Source organism: Mesobacillus foraminis (assembly GCF_004340465.1).
GTDB lineage: Bacteria > Bacillota > Bacilli > Bacillales > Cytobacillaceae > Mesobacillus_B > Mesobacillus_B foraminis.
Window position 1 is genome coordinate 42621 of record NZ_SLVV01000016.1, and the last position, 16357, is coordinate 58977.

Below are 16357 nucleotides of genomic sequence, written 5' to 3' on the forward strand. Positions count from 1 at the left end.
CTTAATAAATTCAAAAATAATATTGTTCTTACTGCTTTGTGTTTTCCCCATAATAGAATATCTCTTCCAACGGTAAGTTAAAGGTGTGTGCAATGCGAAAAGCTAGTTCCAGGGATGGGGAGTAGTTCCCCTTTTCAAGAGCCACGATGGTTTGTCTTGTTACGCCCACCTTGTCAGCCAATTGCTGCTGAGTCATTTCATCATGGTTGAATCGTAATTTCCGAATGTGATTGCCGACAAGATTTTTACCCATATTTTATACTCCTCTCCGATAGTGATAAAGTTTTGTAACGGAGCCAATCACATCTGAAATGAACCCTGAAGTAATCAGAATAATGAACATCATATGTGAGGGCTGAAGAATGACCAGCGATCCCATTGCAATAAGAAAGCCGATGAGAAACACAAAAAACGAATTACGGTGCGCTTTCAATTCGATTAACCTATCTAATTCATCCGCAAATGTGGGTTCTTTTTCTTTGGTCGTAAGTCTAAATACAATGTTGAAAATAATGGTGATAATGATATGTGCAATTATTGAAAACAATGTCAGAAAGAGGACAAAGGAACCCCAATAACGAAAAGCTTCAATCGACTCCAGCCCCCCTCCTGGGAACCGCGGATACATGTACAAACAATAAGAGACGAAAATGAGTATAGCACTAATTAAAGATACGATGCTTTTCTTTTCCTGGTATGTCATGATTTACACCTCCTTGTCGGGTAAATTTTACATTGAGTATAGTGTTATATACATAATGTAAAATAAACCATACATAAAGTCAAGTGTATATTACAAAAATAGGCTGGAGCATGACCCAGTGGGCAATGTTCCAGCCTTTAAAAAGAAGAAATTCGAGATAAAACCTCATACATTTAGTGAGGAATGGAGATCTGATGACGAGTTTTTTGTCGCCGAATTTGAAATTTATGGAATAATAACTCTATCATTAAAAAAACATAGGGAGATTTTAGTCTTCCTATGTTTTCATCCATATTATTTATCTGTTTGTTCTTGCTTCTTTTTCAAATACTCCGCACGTATTTTTAATTTACTGAAGTAAAGCTTATTACTTTATTAGTGTACTTCTAACTTTGCATATATCAGTAAAAACATTAAAAACTTAGTAAAATAATTCATCGCTAAATGGTATTCATTTCATTGCTATAATCAATCCCTTGACACTCTGTACAGGCCTCAATAATTCTATTTCTTGTTTGTTTAGCTCTTTTCTAAAGGTCCAATTGTTCGGTAAATAAGGGGTTAAAATATTAAACAATCTAAGTCTACTCCATCTTTTAAATGGTTCTTAATGCTAATAACCATTACGTTCTCGATGATTTCAAATTTCGGTTTCTGAGGGGAAATATTGTTTTTTGCAAAGTCTTTTTACAACTTGTTTAAAAAATCTACATCCCCAATATTTTTCTCAAAAAGTCACCCCATGATATTACTTTTCTACTAATATCTTTCTTGATCCAACTATTACCCTCTTCAACTTTTCGTTAGCTCAACAAGAAAAGCAATGCCTTGTTAAAGCATCGCACCCGAAAGTTTAAGTACAATTCTTCGCAATCTTGTAATTAGCATTAAAAAAGGGAGTAAAGTAATTACCTCTCTAGTACAACAGCTATTAAAATATGACATTCATCGCACATTCCATATTCTTGAGGAAGAAGAGAGGAACAAGAAAAAAGATTGCTAAAAACCAAAACCTTAATTTAGTTTGTGTTTATGTTAGAGTTCATATATAATATTGGAATAATAAAATACTTCCTCTTAACCGATTGAGTAGAGGTTGCAACTTTTATTAGTAAAACGCATGAGATAAAGAGATATCATGGACTGCGTTTGAAAGGAAAAGTTGCCGAAATATGCTTTAACTCTCTTTTAAAGCATATTGGGGCTGTTATCGAATAGGTACAGCACTGTCACGTTTCTTGACCAAGAAATGTGAGGAGCTAATCTTCGGAAGGTTTGATTCGGACTATGCTTTTAGCCGTCGATCTTTCTTCGACGGCTTTTTCTATTTTGTTTTACTTCCTTATATGCTAATCCATTCTTAATAATTCAAAAAGGAGAATCTAATTAATGAAAATTCTATTTAAAAATACTGAAGAGATTAAAGGTAAGATTGTAGGAGACTATGGTTGGATGTATGAGATTGAGCTAGCGGCAGGAGGAGTAATGATAGTATCTAAAGCTGATATTACTTTTGTAGAATCTGTGGCAGTATGAGCAGAGGCAAGATGTAAAACAGTCTGAGGGGTAACTTTCTCAGACTGTTTTATGTGGTGGTGAGATTTGTACAATAACGAAATTATAGCCTTTTAAATGGCAAGAAATACAGAAACATTTTTGGAATCAACACGCTTTGGAAGTGGTTCTGTTTTTTAATAGGGCAAAAATCCAATGTAAGAGCTTATTTATTCAAGCACCATTAGCATATGGGAAAAGGCTTTTTCTTTGGTTAAGGATATATGATGAAAAAAGACTCCCGTTTAAGCAGCCCTCCTGCTGTATTTTACGATTAAAATCCGTTTTTTGTGCTGATAACTCGCATATGTAAACTTAAGAATTATTAATATGACTGTTTCTTATATTTAACCCTCACCATTTTACCAAAAAGTAAATTACATAGAAGTGTGGTTATCTGTAATTTTCATTTTTTATAATGAGTCCTCCTACCCGTTGTTGGAAACAAAAACAGAGGGTGCCCGTAGCTTAATGAAATTTTTTCTTTTTCTCCAGCTTATCATTTAATTTTTTAAAGTTTTCAATTGCATCAGGTATCGACAATTCCTTTGCTAAACTAGTTCCTTTTTGTATAGAACTTTTAGCCTTTTCAAATTGTTTAGCCTTTATCTGAGCATCCGCAAGTGTATACCAATAGAACCACGCATCCATTTTTGATATTTTATCGTTATAAAATTTTTCAATAGTAGGATAGTAATTAAAGTATAGTTCTTCATCTAGAACTAATTTGTCTCCATTCCACTTTAGAACATCTACAAAATAGGTATCTGCAATGTACCTTTGCCAGACGGCCATACCGACTTTCTTATTCCTTAATAACTCCATCATATGATACGGAACTTGTGCTATCATCTTTAAAGAGTTATTATTCCATTTAAATATCTCTAGTTTACTTCCTGATGAAGCACCGATTGTGACACCAAAAAGATACTCTTTAATACCATCACCGGTAATATCAGCAAAACCAGAATAATCTAATCCTACCCCCTTTGTTTGGGTCTCCCAAGTCTTTTCCCACTTTTCATTTTCTTTTCTTAATACTATTACGCCAAATTGTGAAGGATTAGGTTGATCTTTCGCCTTTATCTCAAAAGTAAAGATAATCTCTTCGTGTCCATCTTGGTTAAAGTCATAAAGCTGATATGGTTTAATGGATTTAGGTTCTTTAGGAATTACCAATGTTGAATTTGGTGGTAAAAACGCATTGATAACTTTCATTAGGTCTTTTTTTAAGTTAACTTCAGCGTGAGTAAAAATAGGTGAAATATTTAAAATAACTGATAACAGTATCGTAAATAATAAAATTTTTCGCATCAATAATCCCCTCTATTTACTACTTAGCTAATATTAGCGATTATTGTTCCCTAATGTTAACTTGAATATCAAAAGCCTTTGTTTAACTAACTCTTAGTAAGCATTCCTATAATTGATTGAATAAGAATACACCTTTTACAGTAGCAGGTAAGTTAAAAGGCGCTATACCTTTTAGATGAAATTTGCCTTCAATAAAAAAACGAGGTTCAACCCTCGCTTCGAAAAATATTATATTATGACTAAGGTTGGCTCGCTTCTTTTTCTCTTTCTCTTTTCCTTTTATTCATTCGGATCAGTACATCGTGGTAGATCCGTTCCAGGTTCAATTTTTCATCCTCATCATCTGTAATTGTACTGAGATGATGAAAAACTTTAATGATCGAAAATGTATTATTTATATGTTTTTCGTCGTACATCTCACGAGCCTTTTTCCTCGTTTCCGGCCCGAATGTCTTGGTTCTCCTGTCTATCTCTCGATATACCATTTCATAAAGAGTATTATCATTAACAACAGGATGATTTAACATGAAATGGATTTGTTCTAGGGTATCCTCTTTCATTTTTTCCAGGTTATCAATGTTCTCAAGTTGCCTGCCCACGTTCCTAATTGCTGTCCTATGGTTAACTTTAAATACTTTATTGGCAGTGACTCCTCTGAATGAATGACCATCTTTATCATAGTAAGTATATGTTAGTTCGTTTGTGATGGCCTTTTTGCCCACCTCATTGTTAGTAATAAGAATCCCAAAATATATTTTTCCATTTTCAGCAATTTCAGTTGGATTTTGCTGCTGGATAAAGACTTCTATATCGGAATCTGTAAGATATGCCCGTACTACTTTAAAATAGACCCCTTCCCTTTTCGCATAAGCATGCAGCGAAAGTAAAGCTAGGTATATGGCAATATGGTTATCGTAGTTATTGTAGGTTGTGGAAGTCAAGCCACGAATATAATAAATGTCATCCTTCAATATTAACCTGTATTGTCCCCTTTCTTTTTTTCGTTTCTCCTTAAGATCCCTTATGCAATCTAAAATCAGGTCAGTGTATCCATGCTTGAAACAAAACTTGGCCTTTGCGACGGTAGAACTGATAGGCGGAGTGATTACTGCTATTACTTTTATGCCTGATACAAATTTTTTTCATCGTAGTACAGTGTCCTTCTTCAACGAAAGGTAGGTTATTGAAAAAAGAAAGAATAAATGTAGTTGTATTCAGAAAGAAAAATAAATAACTTCTATACATTCCGCATATTGTCAATCCAGTATGTTATACTGTGAACAAACCTTTGAAGCTTTACTCTTTTTCCATTTACCTGTTCCATCTCCCTACTCGAACGTTGAGTAGGGTTTTTTATTGAGTATTATTACAGAGAGCATAAAAAAACAGGCCCTATATGTAAGAGCCTGTTTGTATAAACGATTTAAGATTAAGAAGCTTTTTGAACGTTAGCAGCTTGAGCTCCACGAGCACCTTGCTCAACGTCAAACGTTACTTTTTGACCTTCGTCTAAAGATTTGAAGCCGTCACTTTGGATTGCAGAAAAGTGTACGAATACATCGTCTCCAGTTTCACGCTCGATAAAGCCAAAACCTTTTTCTGCATTAAACCATTTAACTGTACCTTGTTCCATTTTTGTTGCCTCCTAGTGCGTTACCGCACATTGTATTACTATCCTTGCCCAAAGTGAACATCAAGACGAAAAGTCGATATTCATACTATCCTTTACACCGAACAAAAATAATTCTTCTTTATCATAACAGGAAACGGAAAAAATTGCAAATCATTTTAATTTAACTAAAATAGTAAAAATTCGCAAAGAAAAAAGAGTAATATGTTTTTTGAAACAAGAAAGCACTTTTGGAGAATTCCTATACCATAACCTTGATAGTCTATATAAAGGATTACTTCCCATAATATTTAACTAAATCGATTAAATACTTCCCGATAATATTCTCTTAACTCAGCTGCGTTATCTTTCCATTCGACTGGATCTCCGCTGATTATCTGGCTAAGTATATCCAGACACCTATGCCATCCTGCAGCGGTATTTACTACCCATGAATCATCGTTAAAAGTATGGGTAAAGATTATTCGACAACCTTTATCTTCTTGCTGTAATGAAATGTTTATCAAATCATCAACTTCCCGGAAACTAAATAAGTTTGGCTGTTTTAACTCTGTAATTGTACCATTATATGTTGTTCCTTCGCCGTCATCGAAGGCAATCTCGCCACCAAGTCTGAGATCGATCTCCCCAATTGCGAATGGGTACCATTGAGAGAAGGAAATAGGATTTGTAATGATACGGAAAACATCTTCTGTTTTACGAAGAAAAAAGCGTTCAAATTTTAAAGCATACCGACCGTTCGACTCATGTAGTGTACCATAATCATTCATTCTTTTACCTCCATATATCCTTGAAATTTTGCTATTCACCATTAATTCAAAAAATAAATTAAAAATTATATAGGATCTGAGTATACTATCTATACTTTTTTATTGGTTTATTCAACCTCTCCGGTTTCCCAAATACGTCCATCAGGATCTTTAAAATATCCTGTATATCCCCAATCATATTCCTTTGGCTGATAGGTAAAATCGTTCCACCAAAATCTGTGGCTGTTTTAAAAAACGAATCAACTTCTCCTTTACTTTCAACAGCACTACTCAGAGTCACTTCGGAAGCTTTAGATTGATTTATCTCCTCAAGCACCGTACCAAGATATAGCATATCCTCCTGCTAAATTTAATCTTATTAATACTTCTCTCATTTTTCAATTTTTGTTAAACAAACCTGCATGAGTTCAATACCTGCGGTTCCTTTTCTATAATCAAGGAAATCATTCCTCGACAAGGAGAATTAAAATTTTATTGGGGTCCGGGATTCTCCTGGCACGGTACAGCCATTGGAATACCTTTAGTTGATAAATTATGTGAGGAATTAGGAATTAATTTAGTTAGGAACTGCGATGATAAATTCTTGAAGAATATACAAGGTGACTTCCTTCATTCTTTGCGTTTGGTTTGGTCACGGAAAAACTTCGCCAAGTTGGGGTGAAGTCCCTTTTTTATGTCTTAGAATTCTTGTGTATCAAGGTCTATGTTAATGCAAGACGCTAATATAAAAAAAGAACAGGGGACGTATTTTGGACATGCCCTGTCCTTATTTTATTATTCCATTACTTAACTTAATACATTGGGCGAAGCCACTTTCTTAAAATGTGAAAAGTGTGGCTATACAGCCGCCCTCTCGGCGGCTGTCCTCTAAGGGGCTGGCTTAAAGGAGTCTGATTGGTGCCGTCATATTTATACAGCGTCGCGCCCGCCGAGATACCGCTCGGAAGCGTGCCCGTCACAATTGTCTTAACGATAGCACCGGTATTGTTGGGCTTGGCGGTCAGCGTAATTACGCCAGTCGCGGCGTCGTACGGTTCAACAGATTCGTATCGTACGACCAAACGTTATTTTTTACATCAACGGAATCCCCCGGAGCCGGGGCGGGCGTCAAAACGGCCCTGTTGGTGTTGTCTGCTTTGTCGGAATACATGGTTTTACCCGTTGCGTCGACTAAGAATCGATACGGCAAGTTGGCGTAAGGTTCCCACTCAGCATTGCACTGGCCTTTAGGGTCCCAACCGTCATTCCCCTTTAAGAGGTTATACGCGTTGTATTCCTCGTTGACCTTTTGTCTGTATGCACATACACTCAATTGAACGAAGAGAATGTTTGAATGAGCACAATAAGGATTTTTGCAAAAAGGTGCCTTAATCCTTCTTGGATTAAAGCACCCGTTTAGTTAAAGAAAAAAATATATTGAAACAAAGCATTAGCCAATATATATATTAACTCCAATAATTGAGGAGATTGAGAATGAATCATCGTTAGTCTGGATGTTTAATGGAAATCTATCTTTTTTTTTTTCTAGGACCTACGATTAATTTGATTGCTGTCCTTTTTTCATTATTGATTAAAATATTTATAAATGCAGGAACAAAAACCAAATTAACACCGCTAGCAGCTACGAATCCTCTTGCAATTGCAATGGCTTTAATGGCTTGGTTTAAAGCACCAGCTCCAATCACTTGAACTTCTGTAACTCCTCTTTCACTTATTACGCCTGCAATTGAACCTGCAACTGAATTTGGATTCGATTTTGATGATACCTTTATAAGATTATCCATATGAATTTTTCCCCCTGTATTTAATCCCTTGATATGATCTCTAGAAAGAATGTAATTAACGTATCCTTAATCATATTCAGATTTGTATCAAACAGACCTATAGAACTTCTTCCTCTTATACTTTTTGTATAATCCTAAAATTCAAGCAATCCTTGTTTAAGGACAAGGACATTTTGCTGAATAAGAAAATTTAATTATATTTGGATTTCAAAGGGAAAAACCTCTTTTTTGTCGAAATACTGGATAAGGGAGATGACCCAATGGATAAAGCTGATTTATTAAAAAATCTACGCAATTCCAGTCGAGGTAATTTGTTTGCGACAGAAATTCCAAAGACTGCAAAACAAGATGATAAAAAGATTGAAGAATTAGTTGCAGAATTAGAAAGGGAAGGAAAAATCAAGTTAAGAGAATGCATACAGCGAGAATACTCCGTTTATTTACATGGCATAATTAAGTATGCTTCAGAATAACCAGTAATGCATTATTCCATAAATCACACCAATACGACATACCGTACCAATTCTTTAACAATCCATTTCGTTAACGAATAAAAAAGAAGGCTGTCTCAACAGCCTTTTAACCTTAATATGATAATTTTTAATTTATACCAATAAATCTCATGAATTTTTCAGCCCATTCAATTACTATGTGCTTCAATTTTCTTTTTTCCCTAAAACGATTAGAAGCAGTAGATATTTATAGTTTTCCCATAACAAAATCGTGTTGTAAATTTCTCTCTAATTTTTCTAAGTTACCACCATCTTTCACAAAAGTTTTGAATGTATCAGCCATTAACTTTCCTGAGTTTTTATTTAGGTGTTTAACTTTAAGAAATGTATTCACTTTTACACATTCAGGAGTTACATCTCCACGGTGTAATTTCCCTGGAATTTCTGTCCAAAATTTTTCCCAATCATCTAATAACCCAATGTCTTTAAAATAATGTTTTTGTAAGCCGCATAACCATGCAGTACAAGATGTGTTCCTTTTTTGACAACCTTCCTTATCCTTCAAAAATTCACAACCATGACAACAAGAATTTCCACTTCTAATACAGATACTGCAAATTTCGTCAGCCCCAATTTCTTCAAACACTTTTAATCCATACTGGATAAGATGCTCTTTTTTCATCTCTATACTCATTATTTAACTCCTACTTTACTTGGTTTTTAAAGGGATTTAGTTATTGCAAACTTCCCGATTATATTAGCTTGCCACCAAATTCCACAATCTCATCCTATATAAACCTAATATAAAGCAGTTGATTCTGACGTTTTGACGTTTCTTGCACAGGGAGTCTTGTTCCACTAATCTGTCCCTTTTGCTTAATAAGTATATCCACAAACAATAATAATCAGTTACATAAGATTTGATATACCTCTTTTATATATGATACGACCTAGTCTCGGCTGCACACCTGCTACCGTTGGTTGAAGAAGCAAAATCAACATCCTCTTTAACAGAGGTTTAAAAAAAGTAGGTTTATGTTATAGTTACTTTAAGTCTGAACACTTGGGGAGGAAGTGAACGGGTATGAACGATCAACAATCCGAAGAAATGGTTAAACAATTGCGAAGAATTGCGGATGCTTTAGAACGTTTATCACCACCACAGCCTAAAGAACCTGCTCCAAAAGATTTGCAGAAATAAAATAAAGAAGGAATTAGAAGCTGCTTCTTATAGCGGCTTTATTTTTTTAGTTCTGTTAAACAGTTATGTTGATATTCCCATGTGAAACAAGAAAAAGAGCTGCCGCGTTGCACATAACCCTTTTAAGTAGCTGTTTAAAAAAAGAGTAACCTAAGATGCGCCTTTCCCGATATTCAATCGGGGAATGGTCGTTCAATTTATTCTGGAACCGCTCATTATTATAAAATTTTATGTATTCCTGGACTGCAATTTGGGCTTCTTCCATTTTTGGGGACGAACTAAATAAATCTTCTCTGTTTTTTAATGAGAGAAAAGCACTCTATACAGGCATTATCATGGCAGTTACCTCTTCCTGAATTGCTCCCCACAACTAGTATTCTTCTTTAACCCGCTTTTCGTATGCTTTCGTGGTATATTCCCTAATCCGAGTGAATTAGGGCCTTCTCAGTAAACGCCTTTCCTTCTAAATGTTTTAAGTCTCGATCACTAATTTAAGATTGTTTTATACTGATAACTCCCAAGCAACGATTTCATTGTTATATAAGTTCAGTACGGACTCCCTCCCACTTCTTTAATTTCTTAAGTTTTTGTTAACATTTTTTCATGCCTTCACTCCTTCTTAATGTTTAAATTACTATTGTTGTTTTGTAAATGAAATTAAAAATGGTTTCCTGGGCTGGAAACCATTTTTGTAGCTGACCATGCATTCGTTTTTCTCTTTTTTTCGGAAAAGTAGATAAACAATCAATACTCACTGTCCCAGAAGATGTAAAAAATTCTTAAAGATAGAGGCAAGATTGATTGTTTTTTCTTCTAGAAATAATGACTTAGTAATATATTGTATACCTAAAACGATGAAAGCCCTACCTCTCTTTCATCCTTACGGCTCCTTGTCCGTGCCATGTGAATCAGGATTACAAACACCAAGTGATTATTTTATGAGGTAATTGATGACACTTCAAAAGCACATAAAAAGAAATTTAAAAGTAAAAATGGATTAGATTGTGGAAATAACAAAAGAGGTTAATACGCTAAGAGTGAGTAGAAGAAGTTGAATGTCTTTGAAAAGATTAACTCTTAATAATAATTATATTATCAAAAAAATCAGGATATTTTCAGGAGATGTAATTTAATAAAGAACTATAATTAACCTTTAAAAGAAACTTTTTATTTGATTTTCAGTGATCCCTTTAATTAATCCGAGCTCACTAATCAAATTTTCATGTGCATTATCCAACATTTTTTTTTCGCTTGAATTAAGTGCTTTTTCTCTCTTTATACGCATTAAATCACGTACAACTTCCGCACCTTCTAGTATTTTGCCCGTTTTTATTTTGTCCATGTTCACTTTATACCTTTGTTTCCAGGGCAGTATTCTATCAGATTCTCCATGCTGAAAAATGTGTATGATGTTTTTTAATGCAATTATGTCAGTAACAGGGCGTATATTTGAACTCAATATTTTACACGATGGAATCATGACTTGCATATTACTCGTTAACATTTTTATAACATAATACTGTTGTTTTTCCCCTGAGATTTCTTTTTCTTCTATGGCTTTAATAATACCTGCTCCGTGCATTGGATAAACAATGTTATCGCCAATTTGAAACAAATAATCCACCTCCAAATATGGTAACCTTCTTTAGGTTAACATGCGTGTCGTTTTTTGTCAAATTTTTAATAATAACACAAGTCAACTATAGAGTCAATTATTTTTTCTTTGACAATTCAAAAAGCAAAAACATCAGGAATCGTGTCGGCTTACGAATGAAGGAAAGGTTAACTTTATCGAGTACATTCTGAAACCTTTACTAAGACTATGTTACGTAGATCAGTTTAAAAAAATAGTTATGTTTCCTTTTCCGGCTCAAAAAAACCATCTATCTATATTATTTTAATTTAATAATTTACTTAAATAGTTTTCTTGTTATGGAGAAAATAATAAGGGACAAAGAACTACAGGCTTTTACAGCTTTTTGCAATGAATGAATAGATTGTGAAGCAATACACATAAAGTAATGGGTGTATTTTTTAAATCAAGCTGCAATTCTTTTTGTTTTTAGTTATCTAACTTATTGGTAAAACTGAGCTGTAATAAAAGAAAGCTTTTCATCTTTCACAGATCAGCAGAATTACGAAACAATATGTGTCCATACTAGGAAAAGTTTGGTTAAAAGTGTTTTATAAAAAAGGCAGTTGAACTAAGGAGCTTTTTGGAGTAACAACTGATGTCGTTTTGGATTTACATTATAATATGTATGGGTATTTTGATAAAGGAAGAATCATTTCTATCGTTGGACGATTACACCCCGCCAACATTAGAAATGAGCTTTTTTATTTTGCTATTGGAACTGACATCATTTCACCAATAATAGCCACAGCGGTATGAAACGGACAGGTAATATAAGGCTAGAAAATTAAGAGCTGGTGGAGGCGAATAACCTTGTAGATTTATCTCGGGTGACAGAATGATTCATTATTTTTCGACTCCATTATGTTTGTTTTTTATAAAGGAAGGGTAATAGAAAAATATTCGGCAGAAACTTAGCAGGAGGTTAATTATGGGCGTCGACATCGTTGGGGTACATCCAACAAAGAGAAAACGCTATATCATAACAATTGAAAGTAACGGAGATACGCAACAAGCTGTAATTGTGGCTGATAATACCGAAGATATGAATTGGCTATTGAAAAAATTATATGGACATCTGCTAGTGGATACTGACGGGAAAAGGATTGGAAAATTCTCGTTTGAAGAAACCGAACTGGGATAACTCAATCACCAGAAATCTTGTCTCAAGGTCACCATTCTTCACTCTTGGTACTATTCTTTTCTCCACCCTCCAATCTGCCCCGAATGTTTAATTAAGAAAGCTGCCAAAGGGCAGTTTTTTTAACTCATGAACACTGGTGTACAAATGATATGAACTCTTGTTCACATCATTTCAGGCCTCGTCTCTTTTTAAATGGGATGATGTAACACTCATCACAAACTCCGTCATTATCCATAAACTTCGCCTCATCAACAATGTTACAATTACATTTAAAGCAAATCATTTCTTCAGCAATCCGCTCATGCCCTCATCTCCTTTTTTCTTAACATAATTCGGGAAAATTAAGTCTTTTCACAGGCCTTTGCCGAGAAAGTCTCGCCTAACACCTCGCGAACCTTTACTGCAGCTGCGCAAAATTGCTGTACCAACTGCAGTGAGACATTGACGGTTGTGAAAAGACCTTGAGAAAAATTGAATAAAGCCAAAGAAATTGTTCCAAAGATACCCCCAAAGTGTGTACGGCTACGGCACCTACTGGATCATCCTCTTTTAGATAATCTACAAAAATGCTAGCATAGATGACGATGAATCTACTTATCCCGCCTATAAAGATAGCACTCCCTCGAGAAACAAAGTATCCTTCCTTTTCATAACATACCCTATTTTTAAGTCTGAGGTATTTTCTGTAAATCGATGAAAAAGATACCTCACTGTGAAAAAATAAGGAATCATAAAATCAACACCTCCTGCAAATTCTATCTTTTAATGGACTTTCAGGATTCGGGGTGAAAAAATGGGCGAGGAATATGAAAGAGGACCTTTTTGGTGGTGGGGGCTGTTGATGTATAGATATCGCTGGCTGATTTCAGCAGTCTGGTCCATCCTTTTCATTTTTTCAGCTGTCTATTCCGAAAGGCTTCCGGAAATGTTGAAGGAAAGCGGATTTATCCCTCAGGGTAGTGAATCAGAGCTGGGCTTTGACCGGCTTCAGGAAGAGCTCGGAGCTTCCCCATCGACACTACACTTAGTCTATACAAGCAATGAACGTGATTTAACTGGTAAAACCGAAACAGCAAGGATTTTAAACTCCCTTGATGACCTGAAAACTTTACCCTATATAAACGAGATGCTGGTTAACCAAACTCCTCATCTTACCGGCGAAAAGGGAATTCAATCCATCATAGTGAACATGAACCTAAGCAGCCGTGATGCCGTTGACGTCTATCCGGAAATACGGGAAAAGATTATAGCACCGGAAGGAATGGACATGTATGTCGATGGGGAAACGGCCACCTTATTTGAAATCCAGGAGGCGACAAAAAAAGATTTGCTGAAGGCAGAACTTATTGGGATACCGGTCGCCCTGCTGGTTCTGCTGCTGATTTTCGGCACCGCTATCGCGGCCCTGCTTCCGGTCATGGTCGGGCTGGTCAGCGTGTCGGCCACGCTCGGGACTGTCTTTTTCATCAGCAAACATTATGCATTGTCCAATTTTCTTCCCAATATCGTAATGATGCTTGGGCTTGCGCTGGGAATCGATTATGCGCTGTTTGTCGTCAGCCGCTTCCGCGAAGAACTGAAGCGAAACTGTTCCGTTGAATCTGCCGTCGCACGGACAATGGAAAAAGCCGGCCATTCGGTTTTCTTTTCGGGATTTGCTGTTCTGGTCGGAATGTTTGGCATGCTTTTTATCAGGCTGCCCATCATGTATTCCCTCTGTATTGGAGGAGTATTGGTAGTGTTGGCATCGGTCCTGGTGTCCTGTACTCTTCTCCCCGCCATACTTGGGATTTTGGGCCATACCATCAACCGGTTTCCGGTATTCCCATCTCTTCAAAGGAGAATGGTAATATCTACCTTTTGGAAAACCCTTGCCTTGAGAGTGATGAAACGTCCGGCTTTCCTGGCCATAACAATGAGCTTAGTGCTGATTATGCTTATGACTCCCATTTCCAATATGAGACTCGGTGTACCATCCGCCGAAGTGCTTCCGCCATCGTATGAGTCAAGAATCGGTTCGGACTTGCTTCATAAGCACTATGACAACAGAGAAGCAAACCCCATCCAAATAGTGGTCCAATCTCCTGGCCCGGCAGGCAGTCAGGAAGCCATCCAGCTGATTAAAGATTACCAGGATAGGATTTCGAAAATGGAGGGAGTATCTGCCATCAGAAGTTTTATTGATGAACTTGGAAACCATCCGGCAGCAATGACCGAAAACCTTCTTCAAAGCAGGGAAACGAGACAGCAACTCGAACGCGCCCACCTTCTCCGAAGCGAATTTGCACTGCTTACCGCCGTTCCCGCCCATGACCCAGACAGCCCAGAGGCTTCGGATTTGGTTAAAAAGCTCCGTATCATTAATTCCGGACCTTTGAAAACCTATATCACCGGGCACAGCGCCCTGCGTGTCGACATGCTCGACAGAATTTATCAGGGTCTCCCCGCCTTGATTTTCTTTATCATGTCGGTTACCTATTTGATCCTGTTCTATGCTTTTCGGTCAGTGCTTATCCCATTAAAGGCCGTTTTAATGAATATCCTCAGCCTCGGAGCCAGCCTCGGAATTGTCGTAATCGTCTTTCAAAACGGCTGGTTTTCCGAGTTGCTGCAAATTACTTCCACAGGCTATGTCAGCTTAATCATGCCGGTTGCGATTTTCAGCATTGTGTTTGGAATCTCGATGGATTATGAAGTTTTTCTAATATCAAGAATTAAGGAAGAGTATCAGAAGACGGGTGACAATGACTGGAGCACAGCTGAGGGTCTTCAAAAAACAGGGGGGCTGATCAGCAGCGCAGCCCTCATCCTGATGGTAGTCGTCGGCTCGTTTATATTTACTGACATCGAAATCACCAAAGCGCTGGGGGTCGGCTTATTCTGCGCCGTCTTTATCGACGCGACAATAATCAGGATCATTGTCGTTCCTGCCCTTATGAAGCTGATGGGCCACGCCAACTGGTGGGCGCCAAAATGGCTAGGCGGCGGAAGATGAAGATTCTTATAGAAGAATGGGAATATGTTTTTTATAGCGGGTAATCGGAAGTTTTCCGAGAAAAAGGCACAATGAGCTTTAACCACTTGTTATGCTTTTAGCCCTAACATGCAGATATATTACAGTAGTTACCTTTCAATGCAGGCGATGCTTACTTTCACTGCCATGAACCTGTGAAAAGATGGCCAATTGGACATGGAGAGGTCCGATAATGGCCTGAGCCCGAAGCGAGTTGTCTAAACTATTGTAAAAACTCAATATTAGCCCAAAGGGGTTCCGTATGGAACCATTCCGAACCCCTTTGTGGACAAACTTCGGCTATATATATATATAAAAATGCAAATGAAATAAAAAAATTAATCAATACCGACCTTAAATCGGCGTACAATGTATTGCTTCATTTTTATTCAGTGCATACATTCTTGCAGCCTTTTTTATTTCCGCTTAAGCCTTTTTTTAAATGCTATACCTCGCTTCCCCCCTATAAAGGATGTTCAGGCGTTTTGCCCTTTCCCATGAGATTAAATTAAACTCACAAATAGTAGAACTGTCTAAAAAAGAACAACAAGTTCTTTTGCTGCTAATTGACAGAAAAATCATCTCAAGAGAAGAAATAATAAGGTATATTTGGGGATTTGATTATTATGGTGAAACCAGAATTGTTGATGTGAATATCAGTAGTCTAAGAAAAAAAATCGAGAAACACCCAAAAAGACCCCAGTACATTAAAACTATAAAAGGTTATGGATACCGATTTGAAGAACCTTTAATAAAGAAAGATAACAATACCGGCAGAGTTGATAGCTTTTCGACTTAAATGATCGAGCATAAAAAAATGGGGCAAGTCCCAAATCGCTTGTATAACGTATGTTTACTCTTTGTGGCCAATCGTTCTCCAAGTTTATGGCTAAAAAATTTAATCCTAAGGCAACGGCATCACTTAACATATGCCTGGCCATCAGAAAAAAGGGCCAAGCTATTTTTCATCAAACCGCCAATACATTACTATCATAAATGTTGCAATTACACTAACGCCTGATATTTATAGGCGTTTTTTTTATGTTGTTCTCCGTATTTTTAGTGTTTACAAATATTTCAATTTGCGAAATATTTACACTGTATTTACAATTCATTCACTTACCGTAAACAAACCATACTTATAATCGAAATTGCTTTA

The 16357-nt window shown here is 36.5% G+C and carries 15 protein-coding genes, 1 pseudogene and 1 riboswitch; of the genes and pseudogenes, 5 read left to right on the forward strand and 11 right to left on the reverse strand.

Annotated elements, in window-relative coordinates:
- Positions 1-28: 28 nt before the first annotated feature.
- Positions 29-253, reverse strand: a complete 225-nt coding sequence (locus EV146_RS23990; RefSeq protein WP_132011264.1) for a helix-turn-helix transcriptional regulator — start codon at positions 251-253, stop codon at positions 29-31.
- A gap of 3 nt (positions 254-256) precedes the next feature.
- A complete protein-coding gene (locus tag EV146_RS23995) occupies positions 257-703 on the reverse strand; it encodes a hypothetical protein (protein ID WP_132011265.1) in 447 nt (148 codons plus the stop codon).
- A gap of 1082 nt (positions 704-1785) precedes the next feature.
- Positions 1786-1973: riboswitch (Lysine riboswitch) on the forward strand.
- 119 nt (positions 1974-2092) lie between these two features.
- Between EV146_RS23995 and EV146_RS27320 the strand changes: the two genes are divergently transcribed.
- Entirely contained in the window at positions 2093-2239 is a 147-nt protein-coding gene (locus tag EV146_RS27320; protein ID WP_158287205.1) for a hypothetical protein, read from the forward strand.
- A gap of 486 nt (positions 2240-2725) precedes the next feature.
- Here EV146_RS27320 and EV146_RS24000 read toward each other — a convergent pair whose 3' ends face one another.
- The 6 genes from EV146_RS24000 to EV146_RS24025 all read right to left on the reverse strand — a co-directional run bounded on the left by EV146_RS24000 (position 2726) and on the right by EV146_RS24025 (position 7755).
- Complete coding sequence (locus tag EV146_RS24000) at positions 2726-3571, reverse strand: hypothetical protein (protein WP_132011266.1); 846 nt, start codon at positions 3569-3571, stop codon at positions 2726-2728.
- A gap of 239 nt (positions 3572-3810) precedes the next feature.
- Entirely contained in the window at positions 3811-4542 is a 732-nt protein-coding gene (locus EV146_RS24005) for a hypothetical protein (RefSeq protein ID WP_132011267.1), read from the reverse strand.
- Positions 4543-5000: 458 nt separating this feature from the next.
- Positions 5001-5204: a cold shock protein CspC gene (gene cspC / locus EV146_RS24010; RefSeq protein ID WP_132011268.1), complete on the reverse strand. Its 204-nt coding sequence runs from the start codon at positions 5202-5204 to the stop codon at positions 5001-5003.
- Between the two features lie 287 nt (positions 5205-5491).
- Positions 5492-5971, reverse strand: a complete 480-nt coding sequence (locus tag EV146_RS24015; RefSeq protein ID WP_132011269.1) for an SRPBCC family protein — start codon at positions 5969-5971, stop codon at positions 5492-5494.
- Positions 5972-6056: 85 nt separating this feature from the next.
- On the reverse strand, positions 6057-6305 hold the full coding sequence (locus tag EV146_RS24020; protein ID WP_132011270.1) for a VOC family protein: 249 nt from the start codon (positions 6303-6305) through the stop codon (positions 6057-6059).
- Positions 6306-7479: 1174 nt separating this feature from the next.
- Positions 7480-7755: a stage V sporulation protein S gene (locus EV146_RS24025; protein ID WP_132011271.1), complete on the reverse strand. Its 276-nt coding sequence runs from the start codon at positions 7753-7755 to the stop codon at positions 7480-7482.
- A gap of 260 nt (positions 7756-8015) precedes the next feature.
- Between EV146_RS24025 and EV146_RS24030 the strand changes: the two genes are divergently transcribed.
- On the forward strand, positions 8016-8228 hold the full coding sequence (locus EV146_RS24030; protein WP_132011272.1) for a hypothetical protein: 213 nt from the start codon (positions 8016-8018) through the stop codon (positions 8226-8228).
- 226 nt (positions 8229-8454) lie between these two features.
- Here the strand turns inward: EV146_RS24030 and EV146_RS24035 are convergent, their stop codons facing one another.
- From EV146_RS24035 to EV146_RS24045, 3 genes and pseudogenes are all read right to left on the reverse strand, one after another.
- On the reverse strand, positions 8455-8901 hold the full coding sequence (locus EV146_RS24035) for a DNA mismatch repair protein (RefSeq protein ID WP_132011273.1): 447 nt from the start codon (positions 8899-8901) through the stop codon (positions 8455-8457).
- Positions 8902-9568: 667 nt separating this feature from the next.
- Positions 9569-9964, reverse strand: a pseudogene (locus EV146_RS28035) (transposase); the annotation flags it as partial.
- A gap of 597 nt (positions 9965-10561) precedes the next feature.
- On the reverse strand, positions 10562-11038 hold the full coding sequence (locus EV146_RS24045; RefSeq protein WP_132011275.1) for a CarD family transcriptional regulator: 477 nt from the start codon (positions 11036-11038) through the stop codon (positions 10562-10564).
- Between the two features lie 934 nt (positions 11039-11972).
- Between EV146_RS24045 and EV146_RS24050 the strand changes: the two genes are divergently transcribed.
- From EV146_RS24050 to EV146_RS24065, 3 genes are all read left to right on the forward strand, one after another.
- The gene (locus tag EV146_RS24050; protein WP_132011276.1) at positions 11973-12185 is read left to right on the forward strand and encodes a hypothetical protein; all 213 of its coding nucleotides are present in this window, start codon (positions 11973-11975) and stop codon (positions 12183-12185) included.
- 841 nt (positions 12186-13026) lie between these two features.
- On the forward strand, positions 13027-15180 hold the full coding sequence (locus tag EV146_RS24060) for an MMPL family transporter (protein WP_158287206.1): 2154 nt from the start codon (positions 13027-13029) through the stop codon (positions 15178-15180).
- 490 nt (positions 15181-15670) lie between these two features.
- The gene (locus tag EV146_RS24065; protein ID WP_132011278.1) at positions 15671-15997 is read left to right on the forward strand and encodes a winged helix-turn-helix domain-containing protein; all 327 of its coding nucleotides are present in this window, start codon (positions 15671-15673) and stop codon (positions 15995-15997) included.
- Positions 15998-16357: the final 360 nt, after the last annotated feature.

Bases quoted from the DNA above. Each gene is read 5' to 3' on its own strand.
- cspC (WP_132011268.1), bottom strand. From the start codon at position 5,204: ATGGAACAAGGTACAGTTAAATGGTTTAATGCAGAAAAAGGTTTTGGC.
- EV146_RS24065 (WP_132011278.1), top strand. From the start codon at position 15,671: ATGTTCAGGCGTTTTGCCCTTTCCCATGAGATTAAATTAAACTCACAA.
- EV146_RS24025 (WP_132011271.1), bottom strand. From the start codon at position 7,755: ATGGATAATCTTATAAAGGTATCATCAAAATCGAATCCAAATTCAGTT.
- EV146_RS24035 (WP_132011273.1), bottom strand. From the start codon at position 8,901: ATGAGTATAGAGATGAAAAAAGAGCATCTTATCCAGTATGGATTAAAA.
- EV146_RS27320 (WP_158287205.1), top strand. From the start codon at position 2,093: ATGAAAATTCTATTTAAAAATACTGAAGAGATTAAAGGTAAGATTGTA.
- EV146_RS24050 (WP_132011276.1), top strand. From the start codon at position 11,973: ATGGGCGTCGACATCGTTGGGGTACATCCAACAAAGAGAAAACGCTAT.
- EV146_RS24020 (WP_132011270.1), bottom strand. From the start codon at position 6,305: ATGCTATATCTTGGTACGGTGCTTGAGGAGATAAATCAATCTAAAGCT.
- EV146_RS24015 (WP_132011269.1), bottom strand. From the start codon at position 5,971: ATGAATGATTATGGTACACTACATGAGTCGAACGGTCGGTATGCTTTA.
- EV146_RS23990 (WP_132011264.1), bottom strand. From the start codon at position 253: ATGGGTAAAAATCTTGTCGGCAATCACATTCGGAAATTACGATTCAAC.
- EV146_RS24060 (WP_158287206.1), top strand. From the start codon at position 13,027: ATGTATAGATATCGCTGGCTGATTTCAGCAGTCTGGTCCATCCTTTTC.
- EV146_RS24030 (WP_132011272.1), top strand. From the start codon at position 8,016: ATGGATAAAGCTGATTTATTAAAAAATCTACGCAATTCCAGTCGAGGT.
- EV146_RS24000 (WP_132011266.1), bottom strand. From the start codon at position 3,571: ATGCGAAAAATTTTATTATTTACGATACTGTTATCAGTTATTTTAAAT.
- EV146_RS23995 (WP_132011265.1), bottom strand. From the start codon at position 703: ATGACATACCAGGAAAAGAAAAGCATCGTATCTTTAATTAGTGCTATA.